This is a genomic window from Ferrovibrio sp., assembly GCF_041906005.1.
Classification (GTDB): Bacteria; Pseudomonadota; Alphaproteobacteria; order Ferrovibrionales; family Ferrovibrionaceae; genus Ferrovibrio.
In genome coordinates this window covers 2344057-2360930 of the sequence record NZ_JAYRJY010000001.1, presented here as the reverse complement: position 1 = coordinate 2360930, position 16874 = coordinate 2344057, and the positions used below count along the sequence as shown (strand labels likewise).

Annotated in this window: 16 protein-coding genes; 11 read left to right on the top strand and 5 right to left on the bottom strand. The window is 64.2% G+C overall.

What is annotated here, in order from left to right; genetic code table 11:
• Positions 1–65: 65 nt before the first annotated feature.
• The 8 genes from ACE3OO_RS11530 to ACE3OO_RS11495 all read left to right on the top strand — a co-directional run bounded on the left by ACE3OO_RS11530 (position 66) and on the right by ACE3OO_RS11495 (position 6634).
• Complete coding sequence (locus tag ACE3OO_RS11530) at positions 66–380, top strand: STAS domain-containing protein (RefSeq protein WP_374302965.1); 315 nt, start codon at positions 66–68, stop codon at positions 378–380.
• The gene (locus tag ACE3OO_RS11525) at positions 377–742 is read left to right on the top strand and encodes a response regulator (protein ID WP_374302963.1); all 366 of its coding nucleotides are present in this window, start codon (positions 377–379) and stop codon (positions 740–742) included. Before ACE3OO_RS11530 ends, ACE3OO_RS11525 begins: the two co-directional genes overlap by 4 nt.
• A gap of 39 nt (positions 743–781) precedes the next feature.
• On the top strand, positions 782–3049 hold the full coding sequence (locus ACE3OO_RS11520; protein ID WP_374302960.1) for a chemotaxis protein CheA: 2268 nt from the start codon (positions 782–784) through the stop codon (positions 3047–3049).
• An 18-nt stretch (positions 3050–3067) separates the two neighbouring features.
• Complete coding sequence (locus ACE3OO_RS11515) at positions 3068–3628, top strand: chemotaxis protein CheW (protein ID WP_374302957.1); 561 nt, start codon at positions 3068–3070, stop codon at positions 3626–3628.
• A 15-nt stretch (positions 3629–3643) separates the two neighbouring features.
• Positions 3644–4510 (top strand): protein-glutamate O-methyltransferase CheR, encoded by an 867-nt coding sequence (locus ACE3OO_RS11510; RefSeq protein WP_374302955.1) that lies wholly within the window; start codon positions 3644–3646, stop codon positions 4508–4510.
• Positions 4511–4536: 26 nt separating this feature from the next.
• Entirely contained in the window at positions 4537–5589 is a 1053-nt protein-coding gene (locus ACE3OO_RS11505) for a chemotaxis response regulator protein-glutamate methylesterase (protein ID WP_374302953.1), read from the top strand.
• A 104-nt stretch (positions 5590–5693) separates the two neighbouring features.
• Entirely contained in the window at positions 5694–6086 is a 393-nt protein-coding gene (locus ACE3OO_RS11500) for a response regulator (RefSeq protein WP_374302951.1), read from the top strand.
• A gap of 17 nt (positions 6087–6103) precedes the next feature.
• The gene (locus ACE3OO_RS11495) at positions 6104–6634 is read left to right on the top strand and encodes a MarR family winged helix-turn-helix transcriptional regulator (RefSeq protein ID WP_374302948.1); all 531 of its coding nucleotides are present in this window, start codon (positions 6104–6106) and stop codon (positions 6632–6634) included.
• Between the two features lie 6 nt (positions 6635–6640).
• Here the strand turns inward: ACE3OO_RS11495 and ACE3OO_RS11490 are convergent, their stop codons facing one another.
• Positions 6641–7588 carry an alpha/beta fold hydrolase gene (locus tag ACE3OO_RS11490; RefSeq protein ID WP_374302945.1) on the bottom strand — a complete coding sequence of 316 codons (948 nt, stop codon included), beginning with the start codon at positions 7586–7588 and terminating at the stop codon, positions 6641–6643.
• A gap of 100 nt (positions 7589–7688) precedes the next feature.
• Here ACE3OO_RS11490 and ACE3OO_RS11485 point away from each other — a divergent pair, with 100 nt between their 5' ends.
• Entirely contained in the window at positions 7689–9095 is a 1407-nt protein-coding gene (locus tag ACE3OO_RS11485) for an aspartate aminotransferase family protein (protein ID WP_374302942.1), read from the top strand.
• A 106-nt stretch (positions 9096–9201) separates the two neighbouring features.
• The gene (locus tag ACE3OO_RS11480; protein ID WP_374302940.1) at positions 9202–10059 is read left to right on the top strand and encodes a hypothetical protein; all 858 of its coding nucleotides are present in this window, start codon (positions 9202–9204) and stop codon (positions 10057–10059) included.
• A gap of 23 nt (positions 10060–10082) precedes the next feature.
• Here ACE3OO_RS11480 and ACE3OO_RS11475 read toward each other — a convergent pair whose 3' ends face one another.
• Both ACE3OO_RS11475 and ACE3OO_RS11470 read right to left on the bottom strand, forming a co-directional pair.
• Positions 10083–11249 carry a PQQ-dependent sugar dehydrogenase gene (locus tag ACE3OO_RS11475; RefSeq protein WP_374302938.1) on the bottom strand — a complete coding sequence of 389 codons (1167 nt, stop codon included), beginning with the start codon at positions 11247–11249 and terminating at the stop codon, positions 10083–10085.
• Positions 11250–11687: 438 nt separating this feature from the next.
• Complete coding sequence (locus ACE3OO_RS11470) at positions 11688–12515, bottom strand: outer membrane protein (protein WP_374302935.1); 828 nt, start codon at positions 12513–12515, stop codon at positions 11688–11690.
• Between the two features lie 214 nt (positions 12516–12729).
• On the opposite strand from ACE3OO_RS11470, the gene ACE3OO_RS11465 reads away from it, so the two are divergent.
• Entirely contained in the window at positions 12730–14898 is a 2169-nt protein-coding gene (locus ACE3OO_RS11465) for an FUSC family membrane protein (RefSeq protein WP_374302933.1), read from the top strand.
• Positions 14899–15082: 184 nt separating this feature from the next.
• On the opposite strand, the gene ACE3OO_RS11460 is transcribed toward ACE3OO_RS11465, so the two are convergent.
• Positions 15083–16156, bottom strand: coding sequence for a helix-turn-helix transcriptional regulator (locus tag ACE3OO_RS11460; protein ID WP_374302930.1), 1074 nt, complete (start codon positions 16154–16156; stop codon positions 15083–15085).
• A 224-nt stretch (positions 16157–16380) separates the two neighbouring features.
• Complete coding sequence (locus ACE3OO_RS11455) at positions 16381–16872, bottom strand: hypothetical protein (RefSeq protein WP_374302928.1); 492 nt, start codon at positions 16870–16872, stop codon at positions 16381–16383.
• Positions 16873–16874: the final 2 nt, after the last annotated feature.

Sequence of the window (16874 nt, the reverse complement as noted above, 5' to 3'; positions counted from 1 at the left end):
AAGGCCCGCTGGCGTTTGGTATGCTGCGGCGGGCTCCCGCGCCGCGGGAGCCAGGGGGATGGTGGATGGAACCGTTCGCGATCACGAAGTCGGATGATGCAACCCAGCTCGGCCTGGTGGCCAGCATGGATCTGCGCACCGCCGAACCGCTGCTGCACAGTTTCCACGAGATTATGGCGGCCGGGGGCAAGGTTGTAATCGATGCCTCGGCCGTTGAGCGCCTCTCCACACCCTGCGTCCAGATCCTGCTGTCTGCCGCCCAGCATATGGAGCAGCACAGCATCCCCTTCGTCGTGAAGTCCCCGAGCGATGCTTTCGTTTCCGCCTTCGACGATTTGGGCCTGTTCTCGTTTCTCATGAAATGGCCGGTACAGACATGACCAAGAGAGTACTCACCGTCGACGATTCGAAGACCATGCTGCAGATGCTGCAGTTCGCCCTGAAGCAGGGCGGCTTCGAGGTCATTCAGGGCGAGAACGGCCAGGAAGGCTTGGATCTGCTGGAAGCCAACGACGTCGACGTGATCATCACCGACATCAACATGCCGGTGATGGACGGCATCACCTTCATCAAGGAACTGCGCAAAAAGCCGAAGAACAAGGCTACCCCAGTTCTTATTCTCACCACTGAAAGCAGCCAGTCCAAAAAGGAAGAAGGCCGCAGCGCCGGTGCCACCGGCTGGATCGTCAAGCCCTTCGATCCCGGCAAGCTGCTGGAAGTGATCCGCAAGGTCAGCCCGTAAGGGGGCCTGCGGCGACGCGGAGCAGAAGCGGGACGCGCCATGGATGATTTAGCCCAATTCAAACAGACCTTCTTCGCCGAATGCGAGGAACTGCTTGGCGATCTGGAAGGCCATCTGATGGCGCTCCAGTCCGGCGAAGGCGACAACAATACGCTGAACGCCGTGTTCCGGGCCATCCACTCGATCAAGGGCGGCGCCGGCGCCTTCGGCTTCGACCGCCTGGTGAATTTCGCCCATATTTTCGAGACCGTGCTGGATCTGATGCGCGACGGCCGGCTGGAGCCGACGCCGGACTCCGTGCTGCTGGTGCTGCACTGCGCCGATATCCTATCTGATCTGGTGAAAGCCGCGCAAAACGGCACCGAACTGCCGGCCGAACATGAAAACGAAGGCCGCAAATCGCTGATCGACCTGGCCGCCACCGTGGGCGTGAATGCCGATCCGCATGCCGCCGATGATGAACTGGCTGCCCTGGATGCCCAACTGGCGGCGGGCGGCCCGGATGCGCTGGCAGAGGCCGCACCCGAACCTGCGGCCGCACCGGCTGCCGCGTCGGAGCCTGCCGCGCCTGCCCCCACTGCCGCGGCCGAGCCCGCGAAGGCGCCGCTGCTGAAATACCTGGTGAAATTCACCCCGCGCGACGCGCTGTATCAGCGCGCCAACGAGCCGCTGATCCTGATCCGCGAGCTGAAGGAACTGGGCGGCTTCCTGGCCAAGGCCGATGCCGAGGCCGTGCCGGCGCTGGACCAGATCCAGCCGGAAGGGGCCTATATCAAGTGGGAATTCGAGATCGAGACCGACAAGGGCGAGCAGGCGATCCGCGACGTCTTTGAATTCGTGATCGACGATTGCCAGCTTGAGGTTGCCTGCCTGAATCCGCCGGCTGCGGCTCCTGCTGCGGCCGAGGCCGCACCGGCCGAAACCAAAGCCGAGACGCCGGCTGCCGCCGCGCCGCCGAAGCCGGCCGCGCCCGCCGCCAAGGCCGAGGCGAAACCTGCCGGCGACGGGGCTGCCACAGCCAAGCCGGCGGCCGCTGCCGCTGCCAAACCGGAAGGCGCCGGCAGCGAGGCCAAGACGGTACGCTCGATCCGCGTCGATCTCGACCGCGTCGACAAGCTGGTCAACATGGTCGGCGAGTTGGTGATCACCCACGCCATGATCGCGCAGCAGACCGAGCATCTGCATGCCGATCAGCATCCCGAACTCGCCAACGGCCTGGCCGAGCTTTCGCATCACATCCGCGACCTGCAGGAAAGTGTGATGGCGATGCGCGCCCAGCCGGTGAAAAGCGTGTTTGCCCGCTTGCCGCGCCTGGTGCGCGAGCTGGCGATGATGACCAACAAGAAGATCCGCCTCGACATGAGCGGCGAGAACACCGAGATCGACAAGACGGTGATCGAGCAGCTCGGCGATCCGCTCACTCATATGATCCGCAATTCCTGCGATCATGGCATCGAGAGCCCCGATGACCGCGTCGCCGTCGGCAAGTCGCCGGAGGGCGTGATCCACGTCTCGGCCGACCAGCGCGGCGGCCGCATCGTCATCGAAATCACCGACGATGGCCGCGGCATCAACCGCGACAAGGTGATGAAGAAGGCGATCGAGAAGAAGCTGATCGCCCCCGATGCCGTGCTGAGCAACGAGGAAATCGACAACCTGATCTTCCTGCCAGGCTTCTCGACGGCGGATACCGTATCCAACATTTCCGGCCGCGGCGTCGGCATGGACGTGGTGCGCCAGAACATCCAGTCGCTCGGCGGCCGCGTGCATATCCAGTCGCGACCGGGCCAGGGCTCGTCCTTTATCCTGACCCTGCCACTCACGCTGGCCGTGCTGGACGGCATGGTGCTGAAGGTCGGTATCCAGTCCTACATCCTGCCGCTGGCCAACATCGTGGAAAGCCTGCGTCCCGAGCCGGACCAGATCAACGTGGTGGCCAACCAGAGCGAATTGCTGCGCATCCGCGGCGAATACGTGCCGCTGGTCTATCTGCACCGCATCTTCAAGGTGCCGGGCGGCATCGACGATCCGACCAAGGCGCTGGTCATCATCGTCGAGCTGGAAGACAGCTCGAAGATGGGTCTGGTTGTGGACGAAATCATCGGCCAGCAGCAGGTGGTTATCAAAAGCCTGGAAGAGAATTTCGACCCGATCCGCGGCGTCGGTGCCGCCACGATCCTGGGCAACGGCCGCGTCTCGCTCATTCTCGACGTCGCCGGCATCAAGCATATCGCCGAAAACGAAACCCAGCAGCGCCCCTCCCCGCAGGCCCGCCTCGCCGCGCCGGCCCTGCAGGCTAGCGCGTAAACACCAGGAGGCACGCAGATGGCTTCGGCAGAACGCCCCACCGGCTCCGGCACTGGCTCCACTGACCACGCCGGTCGCTCGCTGCGCACGGTGCAACTCGTCTCGTTCACCGTTGGCAACGAGGAATACGGCGTCGACATCATGGCCGTGCGCGAAATCCGCGCCTGGTCGGAAACCACGCCGCTGCCCAACACGCCGGAAGTCGTGCGTGGCGTGATCAACATGCGCGGCGCCATCGTGCCGATCTTCGACCTGCGCGCCCGTTTCGGCATGCCGCGCACCGAACCGACCAAATACAACGTGGTGATCATCGTTTCCGTGGCCTCGCGCATCGTCGGCATCCTGGTCGACGCGGTGTCGGACATCATCACCATCAACGAGGATGAAATCCGGCCGATGCCGAACATGGAACAGGTCAGCGGCCTGGGCTTCATGGAAGGGCTGATCACGGTGGGCGAACGCATGGTCGGCCTGATCGGGCTGGAGCGCATGTTCTCCGGCCGCATGCTGGAAGCAGCCGACAGCGCCGGCGGCAAGATGTTGCCCGGCCCGTCCGAAAGCACGGGAGCCGCGGCCTGAGCCGGCGGGACACCCATGGCGGTTGACAGCAAGACGGCCGACGCCCCGACCGCGGAAGACCGGGAATTCAGTTTCTCGAAAGGGGATTACGACTTCCTGCGTTCGATGCTGAAGGAAAAGACCGGCATCGAGCTCGGCCCCACCAAACACAACATGGTCTATGCCCGCCTGGCCAAGCGCCTGCGCAAACTGGGCATGAAGTCATTCCGCCAGTATATCGAATTCATCGGTTCGCCCGAGGGCACCGCCGAATTGGGCACGACGCTGAATGCGCTGACCACCAACCTCACCAAGTTCTTCCGCGAGAACCATCATTTCGAGCATCTCGCCACCACCGCCCTGCAGGAGATCCGCGCCCGCGCAGTCAGCCAGGGCCGGCGCCTGCGCATCTGGTCGGCCGGATGCTCGTCGGGCGAGGAACCCTACTCGGCGGCGATCACCCTGCTGCGCGCGATGCCCGACATCAAGCAGTGGGATGCCAAGATCCTCGCCACCGATATCGACACCGAGATGGTGCGACGCGGTTCGGAAGGCATCTATCCGGCTTCGTCCCTGGAAGGCATGGCGCCCGATATCGCCAACAAGTATTTCGAGCCCTACGGCGACGACAAGGTGCGCGTGGTGGCAGAAGCGCGCAACCTGATCAGCTTCAAGCACCTGAACCTGATCGGAAACTGGCCGATGAAGGGCCCGTTCGACGTCATCTTCTGCCGCAATGTCGTGATATATTTCGACAAGGACACGCAGCGCGTGCTGTTCGACCGTTACGCCAATCTGCTGGCGCCGGGCGGATTCCTCTATATCGGCCATTCGGAAAACCTGTTCGGCATCACCGAGCGCTTCAAGCTGCTGGGCCGCAACATCCATCGCAAGATCGCCTAAGGCCGGCAGGCGCGGGGAGCAATATCGTGGCGGGTAAAAGGATCAAGGTTCTCATTGTCGACGACAGCGCGCTGATCCGTCAGTTGCTGACCGCCGCCCTGTCGAGCGATCCCGAAATCGATGTCGTCGGCGCGGCACCCGATCCGCTGATCGCCCGCACGATGATCAAGGAACTCAACCCCGATGTCCTGACCCTGGATGTCGAGATGCCCAACATGGACGGCATCTCCTTCCTGGAAAAGATCATGCGGCTGCGGCCGATGCCGGTGGTGATGGTATCGACCCTGACCCAGAAGGGCGCCACGATCACCATGCAGGCGCTGGAAATGGGTGCCGTCGATTTCGTGCCCAAGCCGACGCTGGACATCAAGCACGCCCTGGAAGAGATCAAGACCGACCTGATCGCCAAGGTGAAGATGGCCTCCACCGCCCGGGTGGTGGCGCGCAACCGGCCGGTCGAAGGCGGTGCGCCCAAGCGCCTGACCCCGGGTCCGGGCTTCAACTCCACCGACATCATCGTCGCCATCGGCTCTTCGACCGGCGGCGTGGAGGCCCTGAAGGAGGTCATCACCGTGATGCCTCCCGACAGCCCGCCGATCCTGATTACCCAGCACATGCCGCCGCGCTTCACCGGCAGTTTTGCCGCCCGCCTTGATTCCCTGTCGGCGGTCACGGTCACCGAGGCCAAGGACAACGTCCGCGTCTTCCCCGGTCACGTTTATATCGCCCCGGGCGACTATCACCTGACGTTGCACCGCTCCGGCGGCCACTACTACACCAAGCTTAACCATGAACCGCCGGTCTCCGGGCATCGTCCGTCGGTTGACGTATTATTCAATTCGGTCGCTGAACATGCCGGCCATAACGCCATCGGCGTGATCCTGACCGGCATGGGCAAGGACGGCGCCACCGGCCTCAAGAAAATGCTGGAAGCCGGCGCCCAGACCATCGGCCAGGACGAATCGACCAGCCTGGTCTACGGCATGCCCAAGGCGGCCAAGCTGGTCGGTGCGGTGCAGGTTGAGGCCGGCATCGGCCACATTGCCCAAGAGATTCTGAACCGGTGCAAACAGCGTTGAGAAACCTTGTTTTTTACGCTAGATACCATGATGTTATCCACAGTGCGGGTGCAGCCGGTCCAGGAAGGGCCGGCCCTGTGAGTTGAGGAAAAGCGAGGGACCCTATGCCTTCGGCGAGCAATCTTCGGGTTTTGATCGTTGACGATCAGATGAGCATGCGCGGCATTGCCCGCTATTGTCTCCAGGAGATCGGCATCAAGAATGTTGTCGAGGCCAAGAGCGGCACTGAAGCTCTGGTGGCGATGAATTCCAACAAGTTCGACCTGATCATTTCGGACTGGAACATGGATGGCATGGATGGTCTGACCCTGCTCAAGACCATTCGCAGCAATCCCCTGACCAAGCGGATGCCTTTCATCATGGCGACCGGCCAGCGCGACACCGAGCTGGTCAAGACCGCCATTCAGGCTGGCGTCAACAATTACATGGTCAAACCGTTCAACGCCGCCACGATGAAGCAGAAGATCGAGGCCGTGCTGGGCAAGCTGGGCTCCTGACGCGCCGCGCGCCACCGATGGCCGCGCCCGCAAAACCGGCTTCCGGCACGCAAGATCCCGCGCCGCTGAAGCTTGATCGCTATCTTCCCTATCTGATCAATCGGGCCGGTGTTTCGCTGGCCATGCGCTTCGGCGGTGTGCTGCGCCGCGCCGGCATCAGCCTGCCGGACTGGCGGGTACTGGCTGCCCTGCGCGAACGCGACGGGCAGCGCCTGACCGAACTGGCCGAGCATACCAGCATCGAGGTCTCCACCCTGTCGCGCCTAGTCGGCAGCCTGGAGGCGCAGGGATTGGTGTCGCGCGGACGCGATGCCGGGGATGCCCGCGCCATCGCCATCCGTCTGTCCTCCACCGGCGCGGCATTGACCGAAGCGCTGACGCCGGCCGCCGAAAGCCTGGAACAGGCAGCCCTGGCAGGCCTGAGCACGAACGAGGCCGATCAGCTCAAGGCCCTGCTGCACAAAGTGTATGACAATCTGACGGCCTTGCCGCAGGACCAAGCGGCAGAAACCGGCAATGTCCCCGCTGAAAGCCGGCGGCGGCGCTGAACCGGTCTAGCCCGCGCCACCCTCCAGGCAGCGGTTGAAAAAGCCGATGACATCGGCGGTTACGTCGTCGCGATTGATCTCGTTCAACAGCTCGTGCCGCGCCTGCGGATAGAATTTGCTGTCCACCCGCGTCAGGCCCGCTGCAGCATAGGCATCCAGCAACTGCCGCAATCCCTTGCCGCCGCCCGAGACCGGGTCGTGGCTTCCGGCGATGACGAACACCGGCAGACTTTTGGGGATCCGGCTCTGGTTTTCCGGCCGCGCCATGACGCCCAGGCCGTCGAGAAAATCGATCCAGGCCTGCACCGTGATCGGAAAGCCGCAAAACGGATCGTTGACATACTTGTCTACTTCCACGGCATCGCGCGACAGCCAGTCGAATTCGGTGCGTGCCGGCTGGAAGCGTTTGTTGAAGGCATCGAAGGACAGGCTCTGGATCAGCGGGCTGATGCCACGCCCGCCACGGCGCAGCCGTTCGATCCGCGCCACCAGCCGGCCCAGGGCCGCGATCGGCGGCGGTTTGCCGTTCGAGGCGCACAGCACGCAGCCGGCCAGCATCCTGCCATGCTCGTACAGCATCTGCTGCGCCATGAAGGATCCCATGGAATGGCCAAACAGCAGCAGCGGTCGGCCGGGATGGCGCTGCTGTGCCAGGGCGCAGATCGCGGCCAGATCGGCTACGGCGCGGTTCCAGCCATCGCGATCGGCCATATGCCCCAGTTCGCCTACCGAACGGGCGGAATGGCCGTGGCCGCGATGGTCGAAGGCGTAGACAGCAAAACCGGCGGCGTTCAGCGCGGCGGCAAAGCGGCCATATCGGGCGGCATGTTCGGCCATGCCATGGGCGATCACTACCACGGCCCGGCAGTGCCCCGGATCGCCGGGCAGCCATTCGTATCCTTGCAGCACCAGGCCGTCGGCGGGGGAAGTCAGAGTCAGATTCGGTGTTGTCATGGCCCAACTTTAACTGGCTACGAACATTTTGACAGCAGTGGCGTTTTGACAGCCGCGGCTTTTCGCCGTCTACTGACCGTCCACCATCAGGACATCGCCCATGACCGCCCATACGCCGAACCTGCCCAATTCGATGGCCGCCCGCGACATCGCCCATGTCATGCATCCCTACACCAACCTGGTGAAGCATGAAGTGGCCGGCCCGCTGGTGATCGAACGCGGCAAGGGCATCTATGTCTATGATGACCAGGGCAAGGAATATATCGAGGGCATGGCCGGCCTGTGGTGCGCCGGGCTGGGCTTCAGCGAGGCGGCCCTGGTGGACGCCGCCATCGAGCAGATGCGCAAGCTGCCCTATTATCACGGCTTCGGCCACAAGACGACGGCGCCGGTGGTCGAGCTGGCCGAGAAGCTGAAAAGCCTGAGTCCGGTGCCGGTGGGCAAGGTGTTCTTCGCCGAAGGCGGCTCGGGCGCCAACGACACATTCATCAAGCTGGTCTGGTATTACAATAACGCGCTGGGCCGGCCGCAGAAGAAAACCATCCTCTCCCGCGTGAAGGGCTATCACGGCGTCACGGTCGCCACGGCCAGCCTGACCGGCCTGCCGGCCAATCACCGCGATTTCGACCTGCCGATTGCCGGCATCAAGCATGTGGACTGCCCGCATTACTACCGCTTCGCCGAACCGGGCGAGAGCGAGGCCGATTTCGTCGCCCGCCTGGCCCGCAACCTGGAAAGCTTCATCCAGAGCGAAGGCCCCGACACGGTGGCGGCCTTCATCGCCGAACCGATCATGGGCGCCGGCGGCGTGGTGCTGCCGCCGGAAGGATACTTCCCCGCCATCCAGGCCGTGCTGAAGAAATATGATATCCTGAGCGCCGCCGACGAGGTGATCTGCGGCTTCGGCCGCACAGGCAAGCTGTGGGGCGCCGAGCGTTTCAACTACAAGCCCGATTTCGTCACCTGTGCCAAGCAGATGTCGAGCGCCTACCTGCCGATCTCGGCCGTGCTGGTGCCAGAACATGTCTACAGCGCCATCCGCGACAATTCCGGCAAGATCGGCACGTTTGGCCATGGCTTCACCTATGGCGGCCATCCGGTGGCGGCGGCGGTGGCGTTGCGCGCGCTGCAGATCTACGAGGAGCGCGATGTCTACGGCCATGTCAACCGCATCTCGCCGCGCTTTCTTGCGCGTCTCAAACGGCTGGCCGATCATCCGCTGGTGGGCGAGGCGCGCGGCACCGGCCTGATCGGCGCCGCCGAGCTGGTGGCCGACAAGGCAACGAAACGCAGCTTTGCGCCGGCCGCCGGCGTGGGCGCGGCCTGCATGAACTTCGCCCAGGAGGAAGGCCTGATCATCCGCGCCATGGCCGGCGACGTGATCGGCTTCTGCCCGCCGATGATCATCACCGAAAGCGAGATCGATGCCCTGTTCGATCGTTTCGAGCGGGCACTGGCCCGCACCGAAGCCTGGGTGGCCCAGCAGGGTTTGCGCAGCGCGGCATAATTTGAACCGTACTATCCTTTTGAAGGGGTAGCATTCGGTTCGCCTGCCGGCCGGATTATGATAAAAAATTAAAGTTACCGTAACCCGGGCCGGACAGTATTGACCGATGATCGCCGACAACCACGCGCATAATCAGGAAGCCAACGAGCTGGTTTCCCGCATCGAGCAACGCGCCATCCAGATCTTCAAGTTCACTGAGGATCCGGGCGAGAAGCGGAATACCGTCTCGGGCTTCCGCAAATTCTCCACCCTGGTCGATGAATTCCACCAGGCGGCCGAAGTGGCCGAGGGCCGGCTTTCGGTGCTGCGCACCGGGCGACGCGACGAGTTGCGCCGCTATGTGGCGCAGATGCGGGCGAAGATCCTGAAGATGGAGATCGATGTCAAGCAGAGCTACCTGGAAAACCTGATCGAGGCGCGCAGCGCCCTGCCCTATGGCGCGCGGGAATTCTTCGACTCGCGTCTCAAGCGGCTGGAAGAGCTCAGCACGCTGCTGATCGACGGGCCGGAAGCCGACGGCACCGCCAACACCCTGCTGGATCACATGCGCCGCATGTTGCGACACCTGATCGACCAGGCACCGCAACTGGAAGTCTTCGAGCGCGAGCCCGACTGGCGCCCGCCGCAGCGCACGGCGCCGCCGCCGGTGGTCAAGCCCTCATCCGCCGGCGCCCCGGCACCCCGGCGCGCAGCCCAGCCGGCCAGGGCCGAGATCAAGCCGATCCGGCTCACCGGCCGCGACGAGTGGGGCCGCGTCTTCCTCGACCGCGGTTCCTTCGACCAGATGACCATGGCCTGCCGCGCCCGCGGCATCACGCTGGACCAGGTGGCGAGCAAACTGGGCATCACGCGGGTGGCCCTGACCCTGATCCTCAACGGCCAGGATCCGATCCAGCGCAACATGCTGGATGTGCTGCACCGGATCATCAACAACTACAACGCCCATACCGGCGAGATGGGCTGAGGCGCTTTAATTAACTGGCGCCCTCAATTCACCGGCTCGATGCGCAGAATGCGGCCATCGGCATTGTCGGTGGCGATATAGAGATAGCCATCCGGCCCATCGCGCACATCGCGGATACGCTCGTCCAGCCCGGCCAGCAGACGCTCCTGCTTCACCACGCGCGTACCATCCAGCACCACGCGCATCAACAGAAACGAATTCAGCGACCCCACGAAAAGATTGCCGCGCCAGGCCGGAATGCGACTGCCGCCGTAAAACGCCATGCCTGAGGGCGCGATCGAGGGCGTCCAATGCAGCAGCGGCTGCTCCATGCCCGGCGCTTCCGAGCCGATGCCGATTTTCGCCCCCGAATAATCCACCCCATGGGTGATGACCGGCCAGCCGTAATTGCGGCCACGTTCAGGGATGTTGATCTCGTCGCCGCCACGCGCGCCATGTTCATGCAGCCACACCCTGCCAGATTGCGGGCCGGTCTGCGGATGGCGCGCCATGCCCTGGATGTTGCGGTGGCCATAGGACCAGATTTCCGGCCGCGCGTCGTTGCGGCCCACAAACGGGTTGTCGGCCGGCACGCTGCCGTCCTTGTTGAGCCGGATCACCTTGCCCAGATGGACATTGAGATTCTGCGCCTCGTCACGGCGATAGCGTTCACCGAGGCCGAGCCACAATTTGTCGTCCGGCCCGACCACCACGCGGCTGCCGAAATGCAGGCCGCCGGAGAGTTTGGGCTGCTGGCGGAACAGCACTTTCACGTCTTCCAACCGGGTGCCGGCGAAGCGTGCGCTGGCCAAGGCCGTGCCGGCGCCCCCTCGCTCTGGCCCGTCCCCGGGTTCCGCATACGTAAAATAGAGCATGCGGTTGGCGGCGAAATCGGGATCGAGCGTCACATCCAGCAGGCCGCCCTGCCCGCTGGCGAAAACCGGCGGCAGATTTTCCAGCGGCGGCGCGACGCGGCCATCCTTCCCCACCACGCGCATGCGGCCCGGCCGTTCGGTCACCAGCAGGCGGCCATCGGGCAGGAAGGCCATGGCCCAGGGATGCTCCAGCCCGCGCGCGACGGTGACGACCTTCACCGTCGCGTCTTCAGTGCGGAAGACCGGCGGCCGATCCTGGTCAGCAGCCGGCTGGGCCATGGCGAAACCCGCCCCGAGCGTGACGCCGAGAATGCTGGCAAAAATGATGCTGCGCATGATGGCTCCGTCCCGGTATCCGATGCCCCTTAGAACATAGGCACAAGAAAGATAGGGACTGGCGCCGGTTTGAACAGGCCATGGGTATCGAGATCGGCCGAATGTTTCAGGGTATCGGTACCGCTGGTCAACGACACGCCGGACGACGACGTGATCTTGTCAAATCGGGTATAGAGATACTCGCCCCCCGAGCGGCCCGTCCCTGTTCAGCGCATATTCGCCGCCCACCCCGAGGCTCCAGCCGGCCATCGTTTTGGAACCCGAACTGCGGCTACGCGCGGTGAGGGCCGTATCGGTGAAGGTGGCGTCCAGCTTCAGGCAGGTCACGGCAAGGCCGCCAGTGAGATAACCGAGCCAGTTGCTCACCGCCCGGCCGGGGACGCCGCGGCGACGAGGACAGTGTGACAGCGACCGTTACGGCGTCGTTGGGGTGGCGGCTCACAACCCCTTGAAGCGGTAGGTGACACCGAGCAGAACGGTGTTGGTCTTCAGATCGCCTGTGCTGGTCACCGGGGTTGAGTTGCCGGGCTGATCGGCATTCCTGATCGTATACGACGTGCTCAGGCTGCCGTAATCCGCATACAGGTATTTGAGGCTGAGTGCCCAGTTGGCGTCGAGCGCATAGCCGCCGCCGACACCCAAGGCCCATCCGAGCATGGTCTCGGTGTTCGAGCCATGCCCGTTCCCGTTAAAGCCGTTGAAGTTGGCGTTGTCGCGGAAGGTCGTGTCCAGGGTGGCGCGAGTCACCGCCAGGCCACCGGTGGCGAAGACCTGCCATTTGTCCTGCGCCCAGCCCAGCTTCGGACCCAGGGTCGCCTGCCAGTCGGTCTTGACGCGCTGGTCGACGAAGAAACGTATCGTCCCCGGGGCCGACTGAAAAATCTCGCTGGTCTGGCTGCTCTGATCAAGGAAAAGCGTGTTGGCACTGGCCGCGACGCCGAGCAGGACATGGCCGTACTGCTGGGTATAGCCGAACTCCAGCCCGCCCGACGGCCGCCACTGCATGATATCGTCGTCGGTCACCCGCCGGAATTGGGCAAAGTCCGTGCCGCTGAAATAGTTGCCGCTCGCCTTGCGCGTGGCCTCGCTCTGGACATGGGACCAGCCCCCGGTTGCCCCGATGCTGCCGCCCACTTCGAACCCGGACCAGTCCGTCGTGGCTGCCGGTTGCGCCAGAGCGGCACCGCCCATTCCGCCAGCCACCATTCCACCCGCCAGCGCGACGACATAACCGACAATAGCCCCACGAATACCCAACCCACGCATGCTCGCCCCGGTCTTGAAGATTATCCGTATACATAATAGCAGGTCTCAGGACTTGTCATTCTCAAATGCGGCGCGCCGGGTCACTTGAGACACTGGCGATACAAAAAAGAGACACCTAGGCAAGCCTATCGCATTCTGCACTTGGCTCCCGCAATGCGGCGCCGGCCCGAATCCGTCGCGCAGCCATGCCGGCCTGGGCTAGACTTGGCCGCCCATGCCGAAACTGCCCAGCCTGAGCCATTTCTCGCTGCCCGCCCAGCATCTGCTGAGCGGACTGACGGCCGCCATCGGCGTGCTGGTCGTGGCGCTGGCCGCCGCCGCCATCGGCGGCTTCCACGCCGCCGCGGCCGCGGCCGTGGGCGCCACCTGCATCAGCATCGTCGATACCCCGACGCCACCCGATTTCAAGCGGCGCAGTTTCGCGATCGCCTTCGTGTTCGACAGCCTCATCACGCTGGGTGTCGACCTGTGCCGCGACCAGCCCGTGCTGCTGGCCCTGATCGTGATCGCCACCAGCTTCGTGGCGGCGATGGTGACGGTCTATGGCCGCATCGCGCTGGCCCTGTGCATGTCGATGATCCTGGCGATGGTGCTGGCGCTGGGGACCACCCTGCATGACGTCGCGGGCGCGCCGGCCTGGCAGCATGCCGCCCTGTTTGCCGCCGGCGCCGCGGGCTATGCGGTGTTCGGCGCGCTGGCAGCGCAGATCCTGGCGGCACGGCACAAGCAGATCGTGCTGCGCGAGGCATTGAATGCCTTTGCCGATTATGTGCGAGGCAAGGCCGGCCTGTATGACACGGCGCTGGAGATCGAGACCGCCTACGGCACCCTGATCGAGCGGCAGGTGACGCTGATGGAGCGCGTGGATGCCGCACGCAACCTGCTGTTCCGCGACCTGGAGCGCGCCTCCGAACGGCAATATGCGGCAGCCCTGGTGGCGATGCTGGATGCCTTTGAGACGATCCTCTCCAGCCAGACCGATTACTGGTTGCTGCGCCGGCATTTCGGCGCCACCGCGGAAGGCCCCGCCCTGCTGCGCGAGATCCGCGACGGCGTGCGGCAACTGGCCGCCATGGTGACACAGATCGCCGCTGGCCTGGACGGGAGCGGCCTGGATGGACATGACGACCCGGATGCAGAAGCCCTGCGCCGGCAGTTTCATGCCATTGCGGCACGCGCCGACAGTATTGCGCCGCTGCATGGCCAGGACGAGACGGATCACGGCCGGGCGGCACTGGAACTGCGCGCCACGCTGGAGCGCATCGGCATGGCCATCGATGCCATCGCGCGGCTGCAAACCGTGACGCGGCAGATCGTGGCCGCCGAAGCCGTGCTGGTCACCGTGAATCTGGCCGACTTCCTGCCGCCGCGGCCCTATCGTTTGCGCCTGCTGCTACGGCATTTGCGGTATCGATCGCCGGTTTTCCGGTATGCCCTGCGGTTGTCCCTGGCGATGCTGTGCGCCTTCATCCTGTCGGAAATCCTGTCGCGCTATTTCGCCCACGGCAGCTGGATCCTGCTGACCGTGGCCGTGATCATGCGCGCCAGCTACAGCGCCACGCGCCAGCGACAGAAAGACCGCCTGATCGGCAGCCTGATCGGCTGCGTGCTGGCGGCGGGCCTGCTGCATGTCCTGCCCGATGCCGCGCTGCTGGCGATCACCTTCGTCACCATCGGCCTGTCACATGCCTATGCTCCGGTGCGCTATCGTATCACCTCCACCTCGGCCAGCGTGATGGCCCTGCTGATGATGCATTTCCTCAGCCCGACGGCGGAGAACCTGCTGGTCGAACGCCTGTTCGACACATTGCTGGGCGCCGGCATCGCCTGGCTGTTCAGTTTCGTGCTGCCTTACTGGGAACGGCAGGATGTGCCGGATCTGACCACGGCCCTGTTGCGCGGTTTGCGCAAATACACCCGGCAGGCCATCCGGCCGGCACCGGCCGAACAGAATTACCGGCTGGCGCGCAAGGAGCTGTTCGACGCCATCGCCGATTTCGCCGGCGCGGTGAAGCGCATGCGAGCCGAACCGGGCCTGCAGAGCGGCGAGATGCCGCGCCTGCGCGCCTTCCTCGCCACCAGCTATCGCATGATGACGCAACTGGCCGCCCTGCACGTGCTGCTGCGGATGCGCGGACGCGATATCGCGCCGGAGGCGCTGCAGCAAATTGTGGCGCACCGGCAATACGTGATCCTGCAGAATCTTGGCGGCGCCGCGCCGGATAGCGCCAAGCCGGCACCGAATCTGGCCACCGATACGAACTGGCCGGCCGCAGCCGCGCTGGTCCAGCGATTGCAGCAGGCGGAGACTGTGAGCGCGTTGATCGCCGAACAGCGGGCGGGCCTGCCGGAAATGGCGCCACGCCGCAAAGGCAAAGGCTAGACCCGGATCAGGAAATACCAGGCGAGCAGGAAGGTAATCACCGCACCGGCGATGCCGAAGCCGAAGCGCGTGGTCTATTCGCCAACCACCGCTGCCGGATTGGATGCCGCCGCCTTTGGCTATAAGCCCTGGACTGAATTTCCCCCGGACGGCCGGCCGGCCGTTCGTTCAGCGGCGCGCCTGCTCACCGGCGTGCCTGACCGGTCAGCGTCGCCGCCCAGTTCCACATCTGCCTGACCGCATCTTCGCCATCGCTGCCCGGCGACGGCAGCGGCGCGAGACGGCCGCCGCCGGCCAGCGCGGCATCGCGCACCTCGCGCGGCGCCATGCCGAAATGCCTGCGGAACAGGCTGCTGAAATGGCTGGGCGACGTGAAGCCGAAGTCGAGCGCGATATCGAAAATGCCGCGGTGCCGGTATTCCGGCGAACTGACGGCATTGAAACAGGCCACCAACCGGCGGCGCCGGATATGCTCATGCACGCCGCCATGGGCGCTGAACAGGCGATACAGCGTCGCGCGGGAAAACCGCAGGTGCCGGCAGATATCGTCCACGCCCAGATCCGGATTGCCGAGATGCCTGTCGATATAGCGGCAGGCCGATTTGAACGCGGCCTGCCCTGACGCCGCAGACGCGATGTCGTGCCGCAATGTCAGCGCCTCGAGCAGCGCGAGAGTTGCCCTCGTCAATATCGGCGCTTCGGCCACGGTGGCGTGGGCCAGATTGGCCTGCAGCGACATGAAGTGATCGGCAAAGATACGCGCCGAGGCCGATCCTGGGGCCAAGATGACACCCTTGGCATCGAGCAAATGGGGCAGCTCGGCGCGCAGCAGGTCGCGCGGCAGCACCAACGTCAGCGCATGGGCATCGGTGGATACCGACAGGGCTTCACGGGCGAGGTTGATGGCGCAGACATTTCCCGGCTGCTGCACGAATTCGTCGGTACCGTTGATGGCACGGTTCTCGCCCGTCACGAAAAGCTGCAGCAACAGGTGATCGGAATCGTCGTGCTGGCGCATCCATTGCGGGTTGCGATCATAGATCTGGGCGGAAAATCTGGATTCGGCCCACAGCATCTCGCCCAGATTATACAGGTGGATTTCCGGCAGCTGCGGCGAATGCTCGGCATCCGGCACTGGCCGGGCATCGAAATAGGGCGCAATGCTGTTGCGCCACAACAGGGCAAGCTGGTCTTCGGGAACGAGGCCGGGAGCGAGCGAGGCGCGCGGGATCGGCGGACTTGTCGTGTCTTCGCTCATTGACCCTACCCCGGGGCGCTGGAGTCTTAAAGCCGCATCGCCAACAGGCAGACAGTAGAAGCGGCCGCAGCCGTCCACAAGGCCGAATTCCTGCCCTGAACTTCTCCGGGGATTACTGGCCGATCCCGCACGACCCGTGCGGGCGTGCGGCGTCAGAGGCGTGAACTGGTTGCCGCGCGAAAAGCTTCCGCGCAAAGGCCGGCAACGCTGTCCGCATCACCTCGTCAGGGCAAAGGTTTCAAGCCCGCGACAATCGCGGCCGGCGGATTGCCGCCCCCAACATACATCGTATAGGAGATCGTGTCGTGATTCGCACACCCCGTCGGCGGCAGCATGTTAAATATGTTCGTTCCGCCGGGAGAGAAGAGGTAGATGTAGCAGGTCTGCGACACGAAGTCGTCGAAGATCTGGAACCAGAACAGTAGAGTGTTGTTCTGGTCGAAGACATTCGCGGAAATGAAGGCGGTGTAGCAGTTGAAGAAACGGTCGCTCTCGGTGGCAAAGCTCCACAGGGCGTTAGGCTGGATCTGCTGATAGGCAAGCTGCTGCGGGTCCCAGCATTGCGTTGCCACCCTTTGCACGGTGAGGACGCCGCCGCTCTGGTTCCACATCCAACCCTGGAATTTCACCTTCTCCGATTGCGCGTGGGCCGGCACAAGCGCCAGCACCGATAACAACACTGCAACGGCGAGGGCAGTGAAGCTGCGGATTTGCATGT